Annotated in this window: 21 protein-coding genes; all 21 read right to left on the bottom strand. The window is 37.6% G+C overall.

All coding sequences use genetic code 11. The features are described 5' to 3' along the window. Positions 1 to 4: 4 nt before the first annotated feature. The 21 genes from T8I65_RS09660 to T8I65_RS09560 all read right to left on the bottom strand — a co-directional run bounded on the left by T8I65_RS09660 (position 5) and on the right by T8I65_RS09560 (position 16,080). Positions 5 to 1,351 carry an NAD(P)/FAD-dependent oxidoreductase gene (locus tag T8I65_RS09660; protein ID WP_322300418.1) on the bottom strand — a complete coding sequence of 449 codons (1,347 nt, stop codon included), beginning with the start codon at positions 1,349 to 1,351 and terminating at the stop codon, positions 5 to 7. Then, positions 1,352 to 1,975 carry a mercuric transport protein MerTP gene (gene merTP / locus T8I65_RS09655; RefSeq protein WP_241551982.1) on the bottom strand — a complete coding sequence of 208 codons (624 nt, stop codon included), beginning with the start codon at positions 1,973 to 1,975 and terminating at the stop codon, positions 1,352 to 1,354. A 12-nt stretch (positions 1,976 to 1,987) separates the two neighbouring features. Continuing rightward, a complete protein-coding gene (locus T8I65_RS09650) occupies positions 1,988 to 2,359 on the bottom strand; it encodes an ArsR/SmtB family transcription factor (protein WP_008610939.1) in 372 nt (123 codons plus the stop codon). Positions 2,360 to 2,481: 122 nt separating this feature from the next. Further along, positions 2,482 to 3,048: a helix-turn-helix domain-containing protein gene (locus tag T8I65_RS09645; protein WP_241551983.1), complete on the bottom strand. Its 567-nt coding sequence runs from the start codon at positions 3,046 to 3,048 to the stop codon at positions 2,482 to 2,484. A gap of 243 nt (positions 3,049 to 3,291) precedes the next feature. Next, positions 3,292 to 5,103, bottom strand: coding sequence for an efflux RND transporter periplasmic adaptor subunit (locus T8I65_RS09640; RefSeq protein WP_241551984.1), 1,812 nt, complete (start codon positions 5,101 to 5,103; stop codon positions 3,292 to 3,294). A 31-nt stretch (positions 5,104 to 5,134) separates the two neighbouring features. Then, positions 5,135 to 5,632 carry a DUF305 domain-containing protein gene (locus tag T8I65_RS09635; RefSeq protein WP_241551985.1) on the bottom strand — a complete coding sequence of 166 codons (498 nt, stop codon included), beginning with the start codon at positions 5,630 to 5,632 and terminating at the stop codon, positions 5,135 to 5,137. A gap of 24 nt (positions 5,633 to 5,656) precedes the next feature. Further along, a complete protein-coding gene (locus T8I65_RS09630; RefSeq protein ID WP_322300417.1) occupies positions 5,657 to 6,364 on the bottom strand; it encodes a PepSY domain-containing protein in 708 nt (235 codons plus the stop codon). Positions 6,365 to 6,404: 40 nt separating this feature from the next. Further along, on the bottom strand, positions 6,405 to 6,959 hold the full coding sequence (locus T8I65_RS09625) for a DUF2911 domain-containing protein (RefSeq protein ID WP_241551987.1): 555 nt from the start codon (positions 6,957 to 6,959) through the stop codon (positions 6,405 to 6,407). Positions 6,960 to 6,965: 6 nt separating this feature from the next. Further along, complete coding sequence (locus T8I65_RS09620; protein ID WP_322300416.1) at positions 6,966 to 7,448, bottom strand: nuclear transport factor 2 family protein; 483 nt, start codon at positions 7,446 to 7,448, stop codon at positions 6,966 to 6,968. Between the two features lie 18 nt (positions 7,449 to 7,466). After that, the gene (locus T8I65_RS09615; protein ID WP_241551989.1) at positions 7,467 to 8,015 is read right to left on the bottom strand and encodes an ion channel; all 549 of its coding nucleotides are present in this window, start codon (positions 8,013 to 8,015) and stop codon (positions 7,467 to 7,469) included. Further along, the gene (locus T8I65_RS09610) at positions 8,012 to 9,517 is read right to left on the bottom strand and encodes an FMN-binding glutamate synthase family protein (protein ID WP_241551990.1); all 1,506 of its coding nucleotides are present in this window, start codon (positions 9,515 to 9,517) and stop codon (positions 8,012 to 8,014) included. Before T8I65_RS09610 ends, T8I65_RS09615 begins: the two co-directional genes overlap by 4 nt. A gap of 22 nt (positions 9,518 to 9,539) precedes the next feature. Next, the gene (locus tag T8I65_RS09605) at positions 9,540 to 10,187 is read right to left on the bottom strand and encodes a DUF2231 domain-containing protein (protein WP_241551991.1); all 648 of its coding nucleotides are present in this window, start codon (positions 10,185 to 10,187) and stop codon (positions 9,540 to 9,542) included. 637 nt (positions 10,188 to 10,824) lie between these two features. Continuing rightward, complete coding sequence (locus tag T8I65_RS09600) at positions 10,825 to 11,385, bottom strand: DUF3347 domain-containing protein (protein WP_241551992.1); 561 nt, start codon at positions 11,383 to 11,385, stop codon at positions 10,825 to 10,827. Between the two features lie 23 nt (positions 11,386 to 11,408). Next, positions 11,409 to 11,861, bottom strand: a complete 453-nt coding sequence (locus T8I65_RS09595; protein ID WP_241551993.1) for a heme-binding domain-containing protein — start codon at positions 11,859 to 11,861, stop codon at positions 11,409 to 11,411. Then, positions 11,862 to 12,476, bottom strand: coding sequence for a DUF3347 domain-containing protein (locus T8I65_RS09590; protein ID WP_241551994.1), 615 nt, complete (start codon positions 12,474 to 12,476; stop codon positions 11,862 to 11,864). Positions 12,477 to 12,493: 17 nt separating this feature from the next. Next, positions 12,494 to 13,030: a DUF3347 domain-containing protein gene (locus tag T8I65_RS09585; protein WP_241551995.1), complete on the bottom strand. Its 537-nt coding sequence runs from the start codon at positions 13,028 to 13,030 to the stop codon at positions 12,494 to 12,496. 23 nt (positions 13,031 to 13,053) lie between these two features. Further along, on the bottom strand, positions 13,054 to 13,527 hold the full coding sequence (locus T8I65_RS09580) for a DUF302 domain-containing protein (RefSeq protein ID WP_241551996.1): 474 nt from the start codon (positions 13,525 to 13,527) through the stop codon (positions 13,054 to 13,056). Between the two features lie 7 nt (positions 13,528 to 13,534). Next, complete coding sequence (locus tag T8I65_RS09575) at positions 13,535 to 13,924, bottom strand: DUF302 domain-containing protein (RefSeq protein WP_322300415.1); 390 nt, start codon at positions 13,922 to 13,924, stop codon at positions 13,535 to 13,537. Between the two features lie 4 nt (positions 13,925 to 13,928). Next, positions 13,929 to 14,018: an SHOCT domain-containing protein gene (locus T8I65_RS09570; protein ID WP_322302793.1), complete on the bottom strand. Its 90-nt coding sequence runs from the start codon at positions 14,016 to 14,018 to the stop codon at positions 13,929 to 13,931. 160 nt (positions 14,019 to 14,178) lie between these two features. Continuing rightward, entirely contained in the window at positions 14,179 to 14,739 is a 561-nt protein-coding gene (locus T8I65_RS09565) for a hypothetical protein (protein ID WP_322300414.1), read from the bottom strand. Between the two features lie 33 nt (positions 14,740 to 14,772). After that, the gene (locus tag T8I65_RS09560) at positions 14,773 to 16,080 is read right to left on the bottom strand and encodes an APC family permease (RefSeq protein ID WP_322300413.1); all 1,308 of its coding nucleotides are present in this window, start codon (positions 16,078 to 16,080) and stop codon (positions 14,773 to 14,775) included.

Here is a 16,080-nt window from a genome sequence, read left to right as displayed (position 1 = left end):
ATAGTTAGAGTATATAGGTTAGGTCAGATGCCATTGTAGGATATGAAAATATCATTGTTCGCAAATCGCTTATGGTCATCTTGGTCTTTATCGCCATTGCAAAAAGATTTATTGTTTCTTCACAATGAGGCCCGATCAGATGCGCGCCCAAAATGGTATTATTATTTTTATCGATGATTGTTTTATAAGCATATTCATCCACATTCAGGCGTCTCGCATTGAACCAATTATCCACTTTTTCAAAATTGACATTGATATCATATCCTTTTTCTTTAGCCTCATCTTCCAATAGGCCAACGGTTGCCATAGTGGGCAAAGTGAAAACTACGGAAGGCATGGGGGGATAACTGACTTTTTTCTTATTTCCTTTAATGATATTTGAAGCTACGACGTGTCCTTCCAAAACAGCTACAGGTGTTAGGGGCAATCCTCTTGAGTCCGCTGCATCGCCTGCTGCATATATGTTCGCGTTAGTTGTGCTCTGAAGGTATTCGTTGACCTCTATGCCCTTTTTTGAGAAGGATATACCTGCTTTTTCCAATTCTAAATCAAAAATGGCTGGGGGACGACCAGCGGAATTAAATACCGCTGCCGCTTTGTAGGTAGTTTCGTTTCCGTTTGAAATTCCTGTGGTTATGTAGTGGCCATCTTTACTTTCAATTTTAGAAACTTCAGTTTCCAGAACAATCTTAATCCCTAAATTACGTGTGATATCGACCAAATGTTTTACAATATCCTTGTCAAAGTTTTCCAATGGACGTTTGCCTCGATGTACTATTGTTACCTCGGCACCAGAACGTGCGGCAATATGGGCGAATTCAAAGGCGATATATCCACCACCGATGAAAAGCAGGGATTGGGGTAATTCCTTAAGGTTTAGAAAATCCGTACTCGTTTTCGCAAGCTGTCCGCCTTCAAAATCTAAAACTTTTGGTTTTGAACCTGACGCAATTACAACTTTATCAGCTTGAATGGTCTCGTTACCTACACTTAAGGTATTTTCATTTCTAAACGTAGCGGAACTGTGAAAGGTGTCGATGCCGTTCTTCTTATACCCCTTTTCTATTTTCCTCGGCATTTCATCGACAAAGGTCTGTTTGAACGCCATTATATCCTTCCAGTTGATATTCGGAATGGTATCAATGCCTTTCCCTTTAAGTCTTTGCGCGAAGTCGCGTACTTCCGTGGCACCGATAATCACTTTTTTTGGGTCACAGCCTCGTAGGGCACAGGTGCCACCATAAGGTAGTTCATCGGTTATGCCGACCGAAAGACCTTTTGAGGCACATTTATTAGCGATTGTCATACCGGCCATACCCGAGCCGATTATGAAAACATCATATTTTTTCATCTACTTATTTTCTTTGGTGGTATTCTCGACTACTTTGTATCCTGTTTTCTCTATGGCTTTTCGGATTGCGGGCAAATCGGTTTTGGTCTTGTCAAATTCCACTATGGTGTTGGCATTTTCGTAGCTGGCTTTGACAGAAATAATTCCGTCCAATTTATTGACTTCGCTTTCTACGTGTGCCTCACAACCTGCACAGGTCATTCCAGCGACTTCAAAAGTCTGTTTTTTGATATTGGATTGAGAGACATAGACGATATCCTTGGCGGGCTGTGCATAAAATAGATTGGAATAGTACGGGAAGGCCAGCATCAATGCGGCGAATAGTGTTACTATCAATAAGAACCGTTTGGATTGCCAAAACGATGGTTTCGCATCATCTTCACAGGCGCAATCTATTTCTTCCTGTGTTTTCGGTCGTAGTTTCTGGTACCAGGCAAAGACCAAAACAATAATGGTCAAGCCGATAAGATAGGGTCTAAATGGCTCGACCCAAGAGAATGTAGATGCAATTCCGCTTGTTCCAGCAATTAATGCCAAGACAGGGGTTATACAACATATTGATGCTGCAACTGCGGTAAAAATGCCGGTATAGGCCGCGGTATTTGAAGTTTTATTCGGTGCCATAATGTAAACTTTCTAAGCTGTTTTCTTTCTTGCTGAAATTGAATTGAAAATTCCATTCAAAACATTGTCCTCACTCTTTACCAGCGAATAATACAATGTTTGCCCTTCACGTCTCGATGTAATAATTCCCGCATCCTTCATTTTACGGATATGTTGGGATACGGCAGGAACACTCATTTCAAGAATGTCAGCAATATCGCAAGGACACAGTTCATTCTCTATGTTCAATAGAAATAGAATTTTCAGTCGTACCTCGCTTCCCGCAAGAGACAAAATTTTGCTTATTGCTTCTAAGCTACCTGAAGAATTCTCTATGGTTTCCTTACATCTCGATATTTGCTTCTTGTCTGCTTCGTTCCGTGTACAGGTTATTTCCAAGCTCATCTTTTTTGATTTAAAGTGGCCACAAATATATCATTATTATATTATTTAAGCAAATACTTAAATAATAACGCAACAAGTAACTTTGAACTTTTAAACAACCTTTGTTTTTTAATGTTCTTTAATTAAATCTCATCCAAGGATTTTCGGTTTTTTGTCACAGATTTCTTGAACTGCGTGGGTGTCATTCCCGTTACTTTTTTGAATTGATTGCTTAAGTACGCAACGCTACTATAATGTAATTGAAAAGCTATCTCACTCAAGGTTAATTCATCATAGACAATAAGTTCTTTTACACGTTCAATTTTTTGGTTGATGATGTATTGCTCGAACGTGATGCTTTCTACCGATGAGAATAGGGAACTTAAATATTTATAATCTAAGTTCAGCTCGTAACTTATAATATTGGCCCATTTTAATTCGGTCTCTTCATTAGAATAATGTATCTTCTCAATTACCAAATTCTTCATTTGCTCGATAAGCTGACTTTTACGGTCGTCAATCAAACTAAATCCTGCATTTTGTAGCTTTTTTTGCAAAGATTTTTTTTCGAATTCGTTAAGCATCGATACCAATTCTACTTCTCCTAACTTGACAGCTTTGTAATCAATGTTCAATCCTACCAAAATTTGGGAAACTGCGGATATACATCTCGGACAGACCATATTTTTAATGTGGATGGTATTATTCATAGGTTGAAAAAATGCCTAATAAAATCTAAATTTAGATATATGATTAGTATTACAGCAGCAATAAATAATCCTATCATCGCTGAAATTCCGATAACCTTATCTTTTTTTGTAATCGGATTTTTCTGTTTATATGTATTTTTCTTGTTTTTTCTTCTATTTCTTCTACTTTCACTCATCATCTTTCTCCTCTTTAAAATATTAAAGGCTGAGGAATCCGCTTTTACCAATTAACTCTAACCCTGATTATTTTAACGTATCTCTAACCTCACCACAGGTTAACATTGCTTCGCCATAATATGGGTTACGGACTTCTTCCTCTAAACTTATCCAGTATGCTCCCTTATTATTGTCTGCCATTGGACAAAACTGGATATAAACATTTTCATTGACCCCAAAGAGCTGTACACTACTTATCATATGCGCAGACAAATGCTTGAAATGCCCTCTTTGTTTTGAAATATCCGTATTACTTGAAATTGCGTTTGCCGAAGTATTTAATTCCTTTTGAATTGTCATCCAATGGTTATGTGCTTTTTCATCGGATAACAACTTCATATCTACATTTTTCAGGGATCGTATTATTTGTTTTCCCGCTTGCTGTGCATTTTTGGCATCATCATTAACCAGAGCATCTTTCAAAAGAATATAATCCTCAAACACCTGTTTTAACTGGCCTTGAAATTTGTTTGAAACAGCTATCCTTTCTTTCATTTCTGAATGGTCAGTATTCCCCTTACTATCTCCAGAATTGTTTCCTTGCATACCTAAATGCCCTTCGTGACCGGTCATTGTTTTGCCACCAGCTGTGTTCATCATAGATTTTTTGCCTTGTAATTGTGCAGCAGCATCTACTGTAAACGTGCCATTAGTTACCACTTCATCACCATTTTGAAGACCTTCAATTATGGTATAGGTGTCTCCATTGGCATTACCGAGTAAGACTTCTCTCATTTCAAAAATAGCTTCGTTAGGATTAGTTTTAACATAAACCACAGAACGTTCACCAGTCCACATCACAGCTGTAGCAGGAACTGTTATTTTACTTAAAGTGCTTTCTTGAGCACCTTCAATTTTACCCTCGACGAACATTCCTGGTTTGAACAAATCATTTTTATTATTTAGCACCGCTCTAACTACGACGGTTCGTGTAGAAGAATTTAATAAAGGGTCAATAAATGAAACTTTTGCATCAAATACTTCATTGCGATACGCATTGGTAGTCACTTTAATAGTTTGACCAACTTTCAAGGAAGCAATCTGATTCTCATAGGCATCAAATTCTGCCCAGACCGTATTGAGGTTGGCAATTTTATACAAGGGTTGTCCTTGTTTTACATAGTCACCTTCTTCTACCATTTTATGCGTTACTGTCCCAGAAACGGTTGCATAAACAGGGAAATTTTCTTGTACTTTTCCAGCGGTCTCTATAGCATTAATTTGCTTTTCAGAAAGTTTCCAAAGCTTTAGTTTATTCCTCACAGCTTTATAGAGTGCTGGCTGTGATTCCTTCAACGATGCAGCCGTGAGTAATTCTTGTTGGGCAGAAACTAATTCAGGTGAATAAATAGTTGCCAAACGCTGTCCGGCACCTACACGTTCTCCTGTAGTATTAACATAGAGGTTTTCAATTCTTCCACCAAAATAGGTGACCTGCACAGCGTTGGATTCTTCATTGGGCTTTATCTTTCCAGATAGTTTTAATGTGCCACTACCCATCTGACCTTGTCCTACGACCGATGTTTGTATGTTAGCCAGTGCCATTGCATTTTCGGTCATCTTAATCTCATCTGCAGACAGACCGTCTGCTCCAGCCTCAGCTGGAATGAGGTCCATTCCGCAGATTGGGCAATCGCCAGGTTCGGGTTGCATAATTTGTGGGTGCATTGAGCAAGTCCACATCTGCTCAGCACTTTCACCTGAATGATCGTGCGAATCTGACATATCGGACAAGTCCTTTATCGCCTGTTCATCATTTCCTGACCCTCCAAATATGAGCCATCCTCCCAATAGCCCTACTACTAAGGCAAGGCCAATAAATATTAAATTCTTTTTCATAATATTAGTTTTAAAAGAAATAGCGCAAGTACTATTCCTCTTTTTTGTTTTCCAATCTGTAAATAATCTTTTTCATTTGTGCAATCTCACGCAACTGTGCCTCGATTATTTCCTCGGCAAGTTTTTTGGCTTCTGGGTCTTTTATGTCGGCTCTTTTGCTTGTTAAGATTGCAATAGAGTGGTGTGGAATCATTGCTTTCATCCAGAGAACGTCACCTACAGTTGATTTTTGTTCGCGTACCAGACCCAATGCACTCACAAAAAGTATTAAACTCCCCAAATAAATAGCTATGTTCTTTTTCTTGTTCTTATACATATTTAGCATTAATGACAACATAATTACTGCCATTGCAGCTATACCGAGGCAAACCATATAAAATCTTGTAAGGCTAAACCAAACGTGGTCCCATTCGTAGGTATTTAGGTACATTGTGATGTACATTGCTATAAATGAAAGCCCAAGCATAGCCATAAACTTTCCGTAAGTATTTTTCTTCATTCCGTCTTGTGTGTTTTCTTTTGAATCCATTGTTTTTGGTTTTTAAGTTATTATCTATTTAAGCTTCTTCTTTAATTTTCTGATTGATGGGGAACTGATGTACCATAGTACAAAACCACTTAAGACTGTTATCAATCCCAAAAGTGAAAATGCCCTTAATAGCAACGTGTTGAAATTATCCCTTCCCTGATAATCCATTGTATGGGTCATCCAAAGAAAATCAAACCAGCGCCAGTCCCTATGTCTCACCGTTTGAAAAGCGCCATTCTCAACCGCCACATAGGCTTTTAAGTTTTGTGGTGTCTCATAAGAAATTTCATAGACTGGAAGTGGGCGACCGCGATATTCGTGATGTGCTCCTACAGAATGGACTAATTGAATTTTTGCTATTTCAAAATCGTTCAACATATACCTATTTGCAACTTGTTGAGCCTCTTCTTTAGTAATTCCATTTTTCCCTTGTCCTGTTCTGGCATTATAAAGCTGTGCTTCATTTATCCAATAGTAAGGTTCATTTGCTATTTCCAGTAATTCCAAAGATTGGACGGGTTCTTTAGTAGCGAGTTGGGATGTGCCGAGCAAATCATTAAATGAGGTCTGTACAGGTGCTTCTTTCTTAAATTGGTCACCGTGTATCTCGTCGATGTCCGTCCAGCTGAAATACATCCCACTAATCGTCCACATCAAGAACTGAATACCTAAAAAGATACCCAAGTAGCGGTGTGCTTTTCTAATCCATTTCGCTGTTTTTCTGTTGACCATATTACTTTATTTCGAAAGGAAACTCAATCGTTACTTTTTCCTAACTCATTGAGATTGTTCCTGAAGTCTCTGTTGTTTTGTTTATTTTGTACTCTAAATGTTCCTTGATTTCTTCGGAAATTTTAGGCGTTGCTTTAATTCGTAATACATCATCGCTCGCATCATAGTCATCCTTTCCGTGTTGGTTCCAATTTCTGTTGAAAATGACAGTCCATTCTTCCTGATTTGGAATAACAAAAAATCCATATTTTCCGGCTTTCAATACCTTGCCATCAATTTCTAAATCCTTATCTGTTTCCAACCAAGTGGCCATATGGGCACCAGCCTGCCAGACTTGGTCATACGCCAACAGTCCACCAAAAATTATTCTATTCCTTACGCCTGGGGAAGAGTAATCTATATGGATATGAGCATCGCCAACCATTGCCATTGTTTCGGTATGCGGACTTAATGGTTTTTTCTTGTCGGGTTCAGCGGTTTGAGAAACTGTTTCTATTTCTTCCTTCACAACTTCTTTGGTCTCTTTACTTTCTTGTTTGCAAGAGACTATTAGAGAAATGATTAATACTACAGAAAAATAGATGTGTTTTTTCATTATATTTTACTTTGTATTTCTTGATGAAGAGTGCGTTTTAATTATTTTCCATTTCTCATCTATCTTCTTAAGGACAGAAGTTGCCACCCCTTTTTTCTTTATCGTTCTACTATTGCCTTCATCATCTGGGTTGAGAACGATAGTGTAGATATAGGTTTCGGTAGTAAAGGCGTAGGGCAAATCTACTTCTGCATCAATTTCATAATCTGAAAATTCAAACTTCTTGAAATGACCTAATTCTGGCCCTAAGTGATGTTCTATATAGTGTGCGTATGAGCCTTCAACACCGCCAGATTCAAAAACTTCTGAGTCTTTTGTAAACAACTCAAAGGTGCCTTCAGTCGTCAGGTTTTGCAGCGCATCCTTATAGGTTTTCATTACTTTTAGAACAGCTTCTTTCTCGGTGCCTAAATCTACATTTTGGCTAAACATTTGGCCTGTGGCAAACGTAAGTAGCATTAGGATTGTTGTTAATTTTAGAGTTTTCATAATTTTAGTTATTAAGGGTTATTTATTTACTCGAATTCTATTCACATTTGCGATACCAAATACAAGGACAAAAAATCTGAGGGCCACCTCAAGTGCCACCAAGGTTTTAGTTGTAACCGTTATCGGGATTATATCGCCGTAGCCTACAGATGAAAATGTAATTAGACTGAAATAGGACATATCGAAAAATACCAACAGCCCGTTATTTCCCGAACTATTATTTATCTTGAAATGAGTAGAATCAAAAAAATGTAATGCTGTATAGTCTATAGCGAATGAAAGTACAATCAGGACAATTAAAAATCCGAATAACACTAAAACGTGGCTCAGCAAATGGCTCTGTCCGATAATTTTCATTAATTGATTAAAGGATAAGGCTATGATAAATCCTATCTTTATTAGCGTAAGGGCCAATAGTATAACCACAGCACAGATAGCATTAATATTAGGCAAGACATACAGCCCGATAGCTGTAGCAATAAGCACTACCAATAGTACGTACTTTGAACTATTGAAAAGTTGCCCATAAAAGGCAGCCGTGGTTTCTATATCCTTTTCTTCACTCATTCTTTTGAGGGTTTTATAAAAATTTCTTGATATGTCTTTGTTTCGGTTTCGTTTATACGTCTAACAATGTATTTTCTATGTACGCCCGTTCTATTTTCAAGTCCCATTGAACCCAGTAACTCTTTAAAGGCTTGCATTGTGTTTTTATGGTAATTGGCTACTTTGTTCTTCTTGTCTTCCACAACTAATGACGCTACCCTCGACGGTACCATTGTGGTTATGCCGGTAGGACAAGTATCTAAATTGCATTTTAAGGACTGCACACACCCCAAGGCAAACATCATTCCTCTGGCACTATAACAGGTATCGGCGCCGAGTGCCAACATTCTATAGATATCAAAAGCCGAAATGATTTTACCAGCTGCCATTAATTTTATCTCATCTCGCAAGTCATAATTTTTAAGAATCCGGTTTGCGAAATGAATAGCTTCAACGATCGGCAGCCCTGCCCAATGAAGTGATTCCATATGGGCAGCGCCCGTACCTCCTTCGGCACCGTCAATGGCAATGAAGTCTGGATAATTTTGCTTTTCAGCGAAAGATTGAACCATTCTTTCAAATTCATCTTTTTGCCCAATACATAGTTTAATACCAATTGGTTTGCCATTGGAAAGTTTTCTCAATTTTTCAACAAACGAAATCATTTCTTCATCGTTTCCAAATGCTGAATGGTGCGGTGGCGAAAGAATTTCGGTTCCCTTTTCAACATCCCTGAATTTTGCGATTTCCTTTGTGTTTTTCTTTGCAGGTAGTATGGCACCAAACCCAGGTTTGGCTCCTTGTGAAATTTTTATTTCAATCATTTTCACTACATCGTTGGTTGCGATGTCGGCGAATTTTTTGGCGTCAAAATTTCCTTCTGCATCACGACATCCAAAGTATCCAGTTCCAAACTGAAAGATAATATCTGCACCGTATTGTTGATGATAGGGTGTAAAGCCACCTTCACCCGTATTCTGGGCAAAACCAGCTATTTTAGCACCGCCATTAAGGGCTAAGGTCGCATTTTTGCTTATTGAGCCATAGCTCATTCCCGCAAGATTTAGAATACTTGCAGAATAGGGTTTGTCGCACTTGGAACTTCCAAATGTTACTCTAAAATCATCGTTGACTTCTTTTGCCGGATAGGTGGAATGTGTAAACCATTCACGACCAACTTCATCGTACGGTATTTGTGTGCCAAAAGGTTGACTTTTATTGGCATCTGCGGCACGCTTATAGACGATTTCCTTTTGTATCCAAGTAAAGGGTTGTCCTTCCGTACGGTTGAGCAATAATGTTTCCTGAATAACGTGGCGCTGCTCCTCAAGAAAATTTGTGATTCTACCAAGCAAGGGATAGGTTCGCCTAATATTATTGGATTTTTGATAATAATCCAAAAGTCCTAAAATTAGGAAAGGAAGTATTACTAAGGCGAGCCACCATAGCAATGGATACAAGACGATTATGGCAACTAATGCCACAACCAAGATGATGTTCGTTATGATAAATCCTTTTCTCATTGCTCTTGTTTATAGTTCTTGTTTAATGTGAATGTCCACCATTTTCCTCGTGGCCTTCTTCGCTTTCGGTTCCGATATAATTTCCTTGTGGGCCAACTCCCTCTATATACACCAGCTGCGAACCATAATGTCCTGCTTCGGAAACGGAATAGGCCGAAAAAGCCATTACTACAAAAACTGCTATTTCGAAACCGCGCTTTAGTTTGACCCAAAACAGACTTGCTATTTTCAGAATAGCGGCAAGGGCACTGGACCATAGTGTCCAATTGGCATATTTATCGTGTTGTTCCAGTACGCTTTTTGCCATTTCGGTAAGGCCTTCTGTGTGCGGGTGTACAAATGTTCCAGCAACGTATGCCCCGATAAACCCAGACCCTACCATTAAAAGAATGACCCAATCCATTGTCCGGTTCAAAATAAACAGCTGTATCAACTGCAAGACCACCGCTAACAACAATAAAACTATGGGAAAATGTACGACCATAGGATGCAAATTGGGGAATGCATCAAAGTCTGCTTTTACAGAATCTGATTGTGCGGGCGATGTTATGCTGACCGATAATTCAGTTTCATCAAGGCTATTTCGTTTTTCATTTAAGGCAAGGGCTTTGGTCAAACTACCTAAGAAGGCAATGACCAAAATGATTGAAAAAAAATGTTTTGTTTTCATATTTTACGGTTTTAATTAGTCCCCTATGAGTTGTAGTGCTAAAGCCCAAAAAACTATGAGGGCTATAATAGCATACATTATATAATTGAACCACTTCTTTAGCGGGTTTTTATTTTGCACTTTGCTATTACCTGAATTGCAACATTATTTCATTGTTATATCTTCCTTTTTTATATGCAAAATCCTTTAAATAATACTTGAAAATGAGAGGCAACCTTTATTAACCAATAAACCAACCAAAATGTTTACCCCTCAAAATCAAGTACTCTTCACTAAACTTCTCTTTTTCAAAATTTTTCTATTTTGCCTGAAACAGGTATAGCATTACAATCAATTCTAACGATTTGACATCTCTTCCTTTTTTTCAGGCCGCTATCAACCAAATCAACTTCCTTTTTCCTAAAATCTATTGTGCCTAATTAAGAGAAAGGGCTTCACTAACCAACCAAAAGTATGTGCCCTCTCTCTTATTAGGACTTAAATTTTTGCCTGACCTGGGAAGGAACTAACACTAACCATCATCTATTTTTCCTTCCCACGACAGGACTTAATGACTACCCAAGATATCCCAGACATCTTATTTACTTCTGTTAACTAATAAACCAGAGCAAAAAAAGATGCTTAGGGAAGGGATTACCTATTGAATAGTCTTTTGAACTTTCCCGCACTTCAGCATTTTACTTCCGTAATATGGGTTTTTCACTTCGTTACTTGAGCTTAACCAAGCACTCCCTTTATCATACATTGGGCAATACTGCTCGTACAGCGTGTTTTTTGTACCTGTTATCGCCACCATATCTGTAATATCTTTACTCAAGGTTTTAAAATGTTCCCGTTGATGGTCTATGGCACTTTCAGAAATATGTTCTGCGTGCTCTGTGGCATCTTCTATGATATCGGCCAGTTCTTCCTGTTCTTCTTTGGAATAACTTTTCGTGTCAAATGCCTTAAGTGAGGCTACCAATTTAGTGCCTGACTGTGCCGCTTTTTTAGTATCATCTCCTACCAAAGCATCTTTTAAATTAAAGTAGTCACTTAATACGGCTTCTGCTTTTATATCGCTTTTGTCGTCCATCATTTTACTATGGTCCATTTTCATATCACCGTGATCGTGGTTCATTTTTTCTTTTTCCTGTGCATTGGTAAAAGAAACTGCTAACAATAGCATTGCTGCTATACTCATTTTTAGATTTTTCATTTTTATTATTTTTAAATTATTGTTTATAAACTATCTTTTAATTGTGTGATAAAACTGATTAATTCTTCTGTCTCCGCTTCAGAAAACTTAGCATCTTTATGTATAAAAGTGTAAGAATCCAAAGGCATTTCGCCATTTTCAATCTGCTTGATAATAGACCTTAACTTACTTGCTTTTCTGCGGCTGGATAATGAATCCCATTCGTTAAAATTAAGTTCGGCCTTGCCTTCTTTAATGTGGTCTTCCAAAAACCAAGCAACAGGTTGAATCTTATTATACCAAGGGTATTGAGTATTATTACTGTGGCAATCATAGCAGGATACCTGTAACTTTTTTTGAATAGTCTCTGGTACATTATTGACCAGCATAAAATCAGTTGACGGTACAGTATCACTTTGATTGCGTGTAGTGGGAATAAATTGAATTCCCACGAACGCTACCAGTAGTACTATTGCTATAATCTTTACAATTTTCATTTAGTTAATCTCTTTTTGCACCTTACCACAATTCAACATTTGACTTCCGTAATAAGGATTCTTAACGTCTTTGCTCATACTTAACCAAGCACTACCGCCATCGTACATTGGACAAAACTGTTGGTAAAGCGTGTTTTCTGTTCCTGTAATAGCAACCATATCGGTTACATCTTTGCTCAATATTTTAAAGTGCTCTCGCTGGTGTGCTATATCACTTTCTGAAATGTGTTCTGCGTGTTCAACTGCATCTTCAACAATATCCTTTAATTCTGATTGCTGGGTATCGGTATATTGTGAAGCGTCAAAATCTCCTAAGGATGTTGCGAGGGTTGCCCCAAGTTCTTTGGCTTTACCATTATCATCTCCCACCAAGGCATTCTTTAAATTGAAATAGTCATTTAGTACTGCTTGCCCATTCCCATCTCCGTTCATAGCCATCTCCATATTTTGACCATCGTGATGACCATCACTATTATCGTGATTTGGATTTTCCTTATGCATTTCATTGCTCATTGGTGCTGCCGGTTCATTTTTACTTCCGTCTTTACAAGCAGTAACACTAACTAAAGCTATAGCGATTATGGGTATAATTAATTTTTGTTTAATCGTTTTCATCTTTGTTTATTTAAGGGTTATTTATTAATAGTTTTCTTTACCGACCCACATTTCAACATTTTATCTCCGAAATAGGGATTGGTTATTTCTTTAACATCGGCATACCAATAGGCACCCTCATTGTTAAATGCCATTGGGCAGAATTTTTTGTATATGGTTCCTTCAGATAATGCGTCTTCAAACATCGGCCCGGCCTTTTCGGTAAATTTGGCGAACAGTTTTCGTAGCGTTTCTATATCATCAGAATCTGCCATCTCTTGAGCGAGATTTTTCATCTCCATCCTTTCTTCTTCAAAAGACGCGGCCATATCCTTACTTATGGATTTTGCTTTTGCTGCATCACCTCTCACAAGCGCCATCTTAATTTCAAGGTAATTGTGCCATACTTTTCCCGTCATTCCGTCAATAAAACCTTGGTCTGCGATATCTGCGGTTTTTTTCTTGGCCGCCTTCACCTCTTCTGGGGTGTTAATTTCTACGGTTTGTTTTTCCTTGCAGCTTACAATTGCAATGAGTGCAAGGGTTAGAATTGAAGTTTTTAATAGTGTTTTCATTGTTTTTGAATTAAATTATTAATCTATAGTTTAAAATGTTTTGGACCTAAATGGTCTAAGATTTCTTTTAAATCTTGTCCTACGCTTTTTGCTATTTCTTCTATTTCGGATTTGTCAGAGATGCCCCAAGTTGTCTCAACGTCTTCGATGGAAACCTCGATTAAAGAAGCATCTTCGATTGCTTTGATGCTAATTTTACAAGGCACGAGTGAGGTCATTTGGATATCGTTGGACAGTAAGTTGGCAGCCGTTTCTTTATGACAAACCATCATAATTATTAGGTGAGACATATCGATGTTATAGTCCTTCAGGTAGTCCTTAACATCCATTTCTCCGATGATGTCAAATCCTTTGTCCTTTAAAACATCTCTTAACTGTGTTAGTGCCTCATCAAAAGTTATGGAACCGTAGCGTCTAACAATACTGTAAGATGTGTTTCGGCTCTCTGTATAATTTTGACTTTGTAATCGTTGTTTTTTGTCCGCACTATTTTCCATACTATTTCTATTTTAATCGACTAATTACTTTTTTGAGCCTCTCTGTAATTTCATTGGCAACATCATTTAATTTTTTGTTCTCAACTGCTTGCATCGATGCTAGCGGATTAATTGCCGCTACCTCTACTGTAGTTTCATTTTTTTGTTGAACAATAACATTGCAAGGCAGCATCGTACCTATTTTATCTTCTGCTTCCAGGGCCTTATGAGCAAATTGTGGGTTGCAAGCACCTAATATTTGATATCTCCTAAAATCAACATCAAGTTTCTTCTTTAGCGTTTCATTTACATTGATTTCTGTGAGTATTCCGAAACCTTCTTTTTTCAGTTCCTCGGTAACCTTTTCGATTACTTTGTCAAAGTCTTCGTTCAGAGTTTTATTGAAATAATAGTTCATCTTCTTAGTTTTTAGAGTTAATTGTTCGTTTTTGTTCTTCGTAATCCTCTTTTGATATTTCGCCCTTTGCAAGACGATTGTCTAGTATATCCATAGGATTTCCCTTTCTACCAGAGCTTCGAAATCTCCCTTCTCTAAAAAGGAATATGGCCAATATCAAAATAACCGGTATTAGTATCCACCACCACATCATCATAACTATATCTTTTTAATTGCTAAAAAAACTGTTCTCATCACCAATAGGATTCGGAGATTTACTGCCCTTTATTCTTCATATTTTCTTTCATCTTCTGCATCAATTCTGGATTTTTTTCCATCATCTTCTGCATCATTTCTTTCATCATTTCGGGGTTCTCATCCATCATCTGTGACATTCTTTTTTTCATCTCTTTTTTCATATCGTCATTACCATGAATTTTTTCCATAAGCATGGTTCTCCCTTTTTCGCTCTGCATCACTTGGTTAAGCATCTTCTCTTGCATCTTCTTCTTCATTTCTGGATTTTTATCCATCATATTTTGCATATGCGATTGCATTTTTTCTTTCATCTTAGGATTTTTCTGCATCATCATTTTCATATTGCCAGATTCCATTTGTTCCATATGAGATTTCATCAATATCATTTTGGCTTCTTCATTTTTCCGAGCCTCACTTATGAATGCAGTAAATTGAACAGGGTTTGAAATGATTTCTTCATAAACAGCATTTCTATTTTCTTCAACCTGCATAGTTTCACTTGCACTGAAAGTTGATTTGCAACCAACGAATGTTCCTATTATTCCTATTACCATTAAAAGTTTTACTGTTGTTTTCATTTTATTATTTTTTAAAATTTATAAATCGTCTATCTATTTTTCTTTTTCTTCACTTTTATTTTTTAGAAACCATTTTTCGCCTAAAAAAATCAATACCATCAGTATTGCAGCTACAATTACGACCAGTAGGTCGCTAGAAGCCTTTATCCATAAGAACGCGGCCAAAACAATACAATCCAATAATATAGCAGTATATAGAATAGAGGCACGGGCGTTTATCTCTTTTCTCATATTTTTAAGTACGCCCCAATGAATTCCTATATCCATAATTAGATAGAAAATAGCACCTAGTGAGGCAATTCTTGTAAGGTCAAAAAGAATGGTCATTGTAAGTGCCAAAACCACGGTGTAAATGAGCATATGTTTTTGCAACTTACCAGGTAACCCAAAATGTTTATGGGGAATTAGATTCATCTGAGTTAACATTGTAGTCATCCTTGACACTGCAAAAATGCTTGCTACCACACCTGAGATAGTAGCTATGATTGCGATACCCACCGTGAACCACAATCCGTACTTTCCGAAAGCAGGCCTTGATGCCTCGGCCAATGAATAGTCCTTAGCTTTGATTATTTCTTCAATAGTAAGGTTAGAAGAAACAGCAAATGCAACAAGTAGATATACCACGGTACAGATAACCAGTGATATTATAATTGCACGCCCTACATTTTTATTGGGGTTGGTGATTTCCTCACCACTATTCGTAATCGTGGTAAAGCCCTTATAAGCTAAGATTGAAAGGGCCAAGGCTCCTAAATAATTGGTAATAGGGTATTCTGTCAAACTTTCTGAAGGGACAACTTCAGAAAATGAAAATCCTGCCGCCCATAATCCACCAATGGCAAAAATTGCAATACCTCCAATTTTTAAAATAGCCATTGCAAAGGAAGATTTGCCAATGATATTGTTTCCAGAAATATTGATTAAAAACGCAACGATTAACAGCACTACCCCAAGGATAGGCACCCAAACACTATTGTCATTTATATCGAATAATTGAAGCGTGTACGAACCAAAAGTACGTGCTACCAAACTTTCATTAATGACCATTGAAAGTGCCATTAGTAACGCTCCAGAAGCTGTTACCGCACCCTTACCATATATCTTTTTTAGATAGGTAGCAATACCGCCAGCAGATGGAAATGCATTGGAAAGTTTCACATACGTATATGCACTAAATCCTGAAATGATAGCGCCTACAAGAAATGCATACGGAAACCATTGCCCTGATAACTCAGCTACCTGTCCTAATAAGGCAAATATTCCTGCACCTATCATTACACCAGTACCAAGCGATACCGCTCCGGTTAAACTCAAACTATTTTTCTTGTATTGTGCCAT

Source organism: Christiangramia sp. OXR-203, from assembly GCF_034372165.1.
In the GTDB taxonomy this organism is placed as follows: domain Bacteria; phylum Bacteroidota; class Bacteroidia; order Flavobacteriales; family Flavobacteriaceae; genus Christiangramia.
The sequence above is the reverse complement of the archived record's forward strand: the minus strand, read 5'-3'. Positions and strand labels throughout refer to the sequence as shown.

Bases quoted from the DNA above. Each gene is read 5' to 3' on its own strand.
- T8I65_RS09610 (WP_241551990.1), bottom strand. From the start codon at position 9,517: ATGAGAAAAGGATTTATCATAACGAACATCATCTTGGTTGTGGCATTA.
- T8I65_RS09585 (WP_241551995.1), bottom strand. From the start codon at position 13,030: ATGAAAACACTATTAAAAACTTCAATTCTAACCCTTGCACTCATTGCA.
- T8I65_RS09630 (WP_322300417.1), bottom strand. From the start codon at position 6,364: ATGGTCAACAGAAAAACAGCGAAATGGATTAGAAAAGCACACCGCTAC.
- T8I65_RS09605 (WP_241551991.1), bottom strand. From the start codon at position 10,187: ATGAAAACAAAACATTTTTTTTCAATCATTTTGGTCATTGCCTTCTTA.
- T8I65_RS09575 (WP_322300415.1), bottom strand. From the start codon at position 13,924: ATGAACTATTATTTCAATAAAACTCTGAACGAAGACTTTGACAAAGTA.
- T8I65_RS09635 (WP_241551985.1), bottom strand. From the start codon at position 5,632: ATGGATTCAAAAGAAAACACACAAGACGGAATGAAGAAAAATACTTAC.
- merTP (WP_241551982.1), bottom strand. From the start codon at position 1,975: ATGGCACCGAATAAAACTTCAAATACCGCGGCCTATACCGGCATTTTT.
- T8I65_RS09565 (WP_322300414.1), bottom strand. From the start codon at position 14,739: ATGAAAACAACAGTAAAACTTTTAATGGTAATAGGAATAATAGGAACA.
- T8I65_RS09620 (WP_322300416.1), bottom strand. From the start codon at position 7,448: ATGAAAACTCTAAAATTAACAACAATCCTAATGCTACTTACGTTTGCC.
- T8I65_RS09660 (WP_322300418.1), bottom strand. From the start codon at position 1,351: ATGAAAAAATATGATGTTTTCATAATCGGCTCGGGTATGGCCGGTATG.
- T8I65_RS09645 (WP_241551983.1), bottom strand. From the start codon at position 3,048: ATGAATAATACCATCCACATTAAAAATATGGTCTGTCCGAGATGTATA.
- T8I65_RS09625 (WP_241551987.1), bottom strand. From the start codon at position 6,959: ATGAAAAAACACATCTATTTTTCTGTAGTATTAATCATTTCTCTAATA.
- T8I65_RS09595 (WP_241551993.1), bottom strand. From the start codon at position 11,861: ATGAAAATTGTAAAGATTATAGCAATAGTACTACTGGTAGCGTTCGTG.
- T8I65_RS09580 (WP_241551996.1), bottom strand. From the start codon at position 13,527: ATGGAAAATAGTGCGGACAAAAAACAACGATTACAAAGTCAAAATTAT.
- T8I65_RS09560 (WP_322300413.1), bottom strand. From the start codon at position 16,080: ATGGCACAATACAAGAAAAATAGTTTGAGTTTAACCGGAGCGGTATCG.
- T8I65_RS09600 (WP_241551992.1), bottom strand. From the start codon at position 11,385: ATGAAAAATCTAAAAATGAGTATAGCAGCAATGCTATTGTTAGCAGTT.
- T8I65_RS09570 (WP_322302793.1), bottom strand. From the start codon at position 14,018: ATGGATATACTAGACAATCGTCTTGCAAAGGGCGAAATATCAAAAGAG.
- T8I65_RS09650 (WP_008610939.1), bottom strand. From the start codon at position 2,359: ATGAGCTTGGAAATAACCTGTACACGGAACGAAGCAGACAAGAAGCAA.
- T8I65_RS09640 (WP_241551984.1), bottom strand. From the start codon at position 5,103: ATGAAAAAGAATTTAATATTTATTGGCCTTGCCTTAGTAGTAGGGCTA.
- T8I65_RS09590 (WP_241551994.1), bottom strand. From the start codon at position 12,476: ATGAAAACGATTAAACAAAAATTAATTATACCCATAATCGCTATAGCT.
- T8I65_RS09615 (WP_241551989.1), bottom strand. From the start codon at position 8,015: ATGAGTGAAGAAAAGGATATAGAAACCACGGCTGCCTTTTATGGGCAA.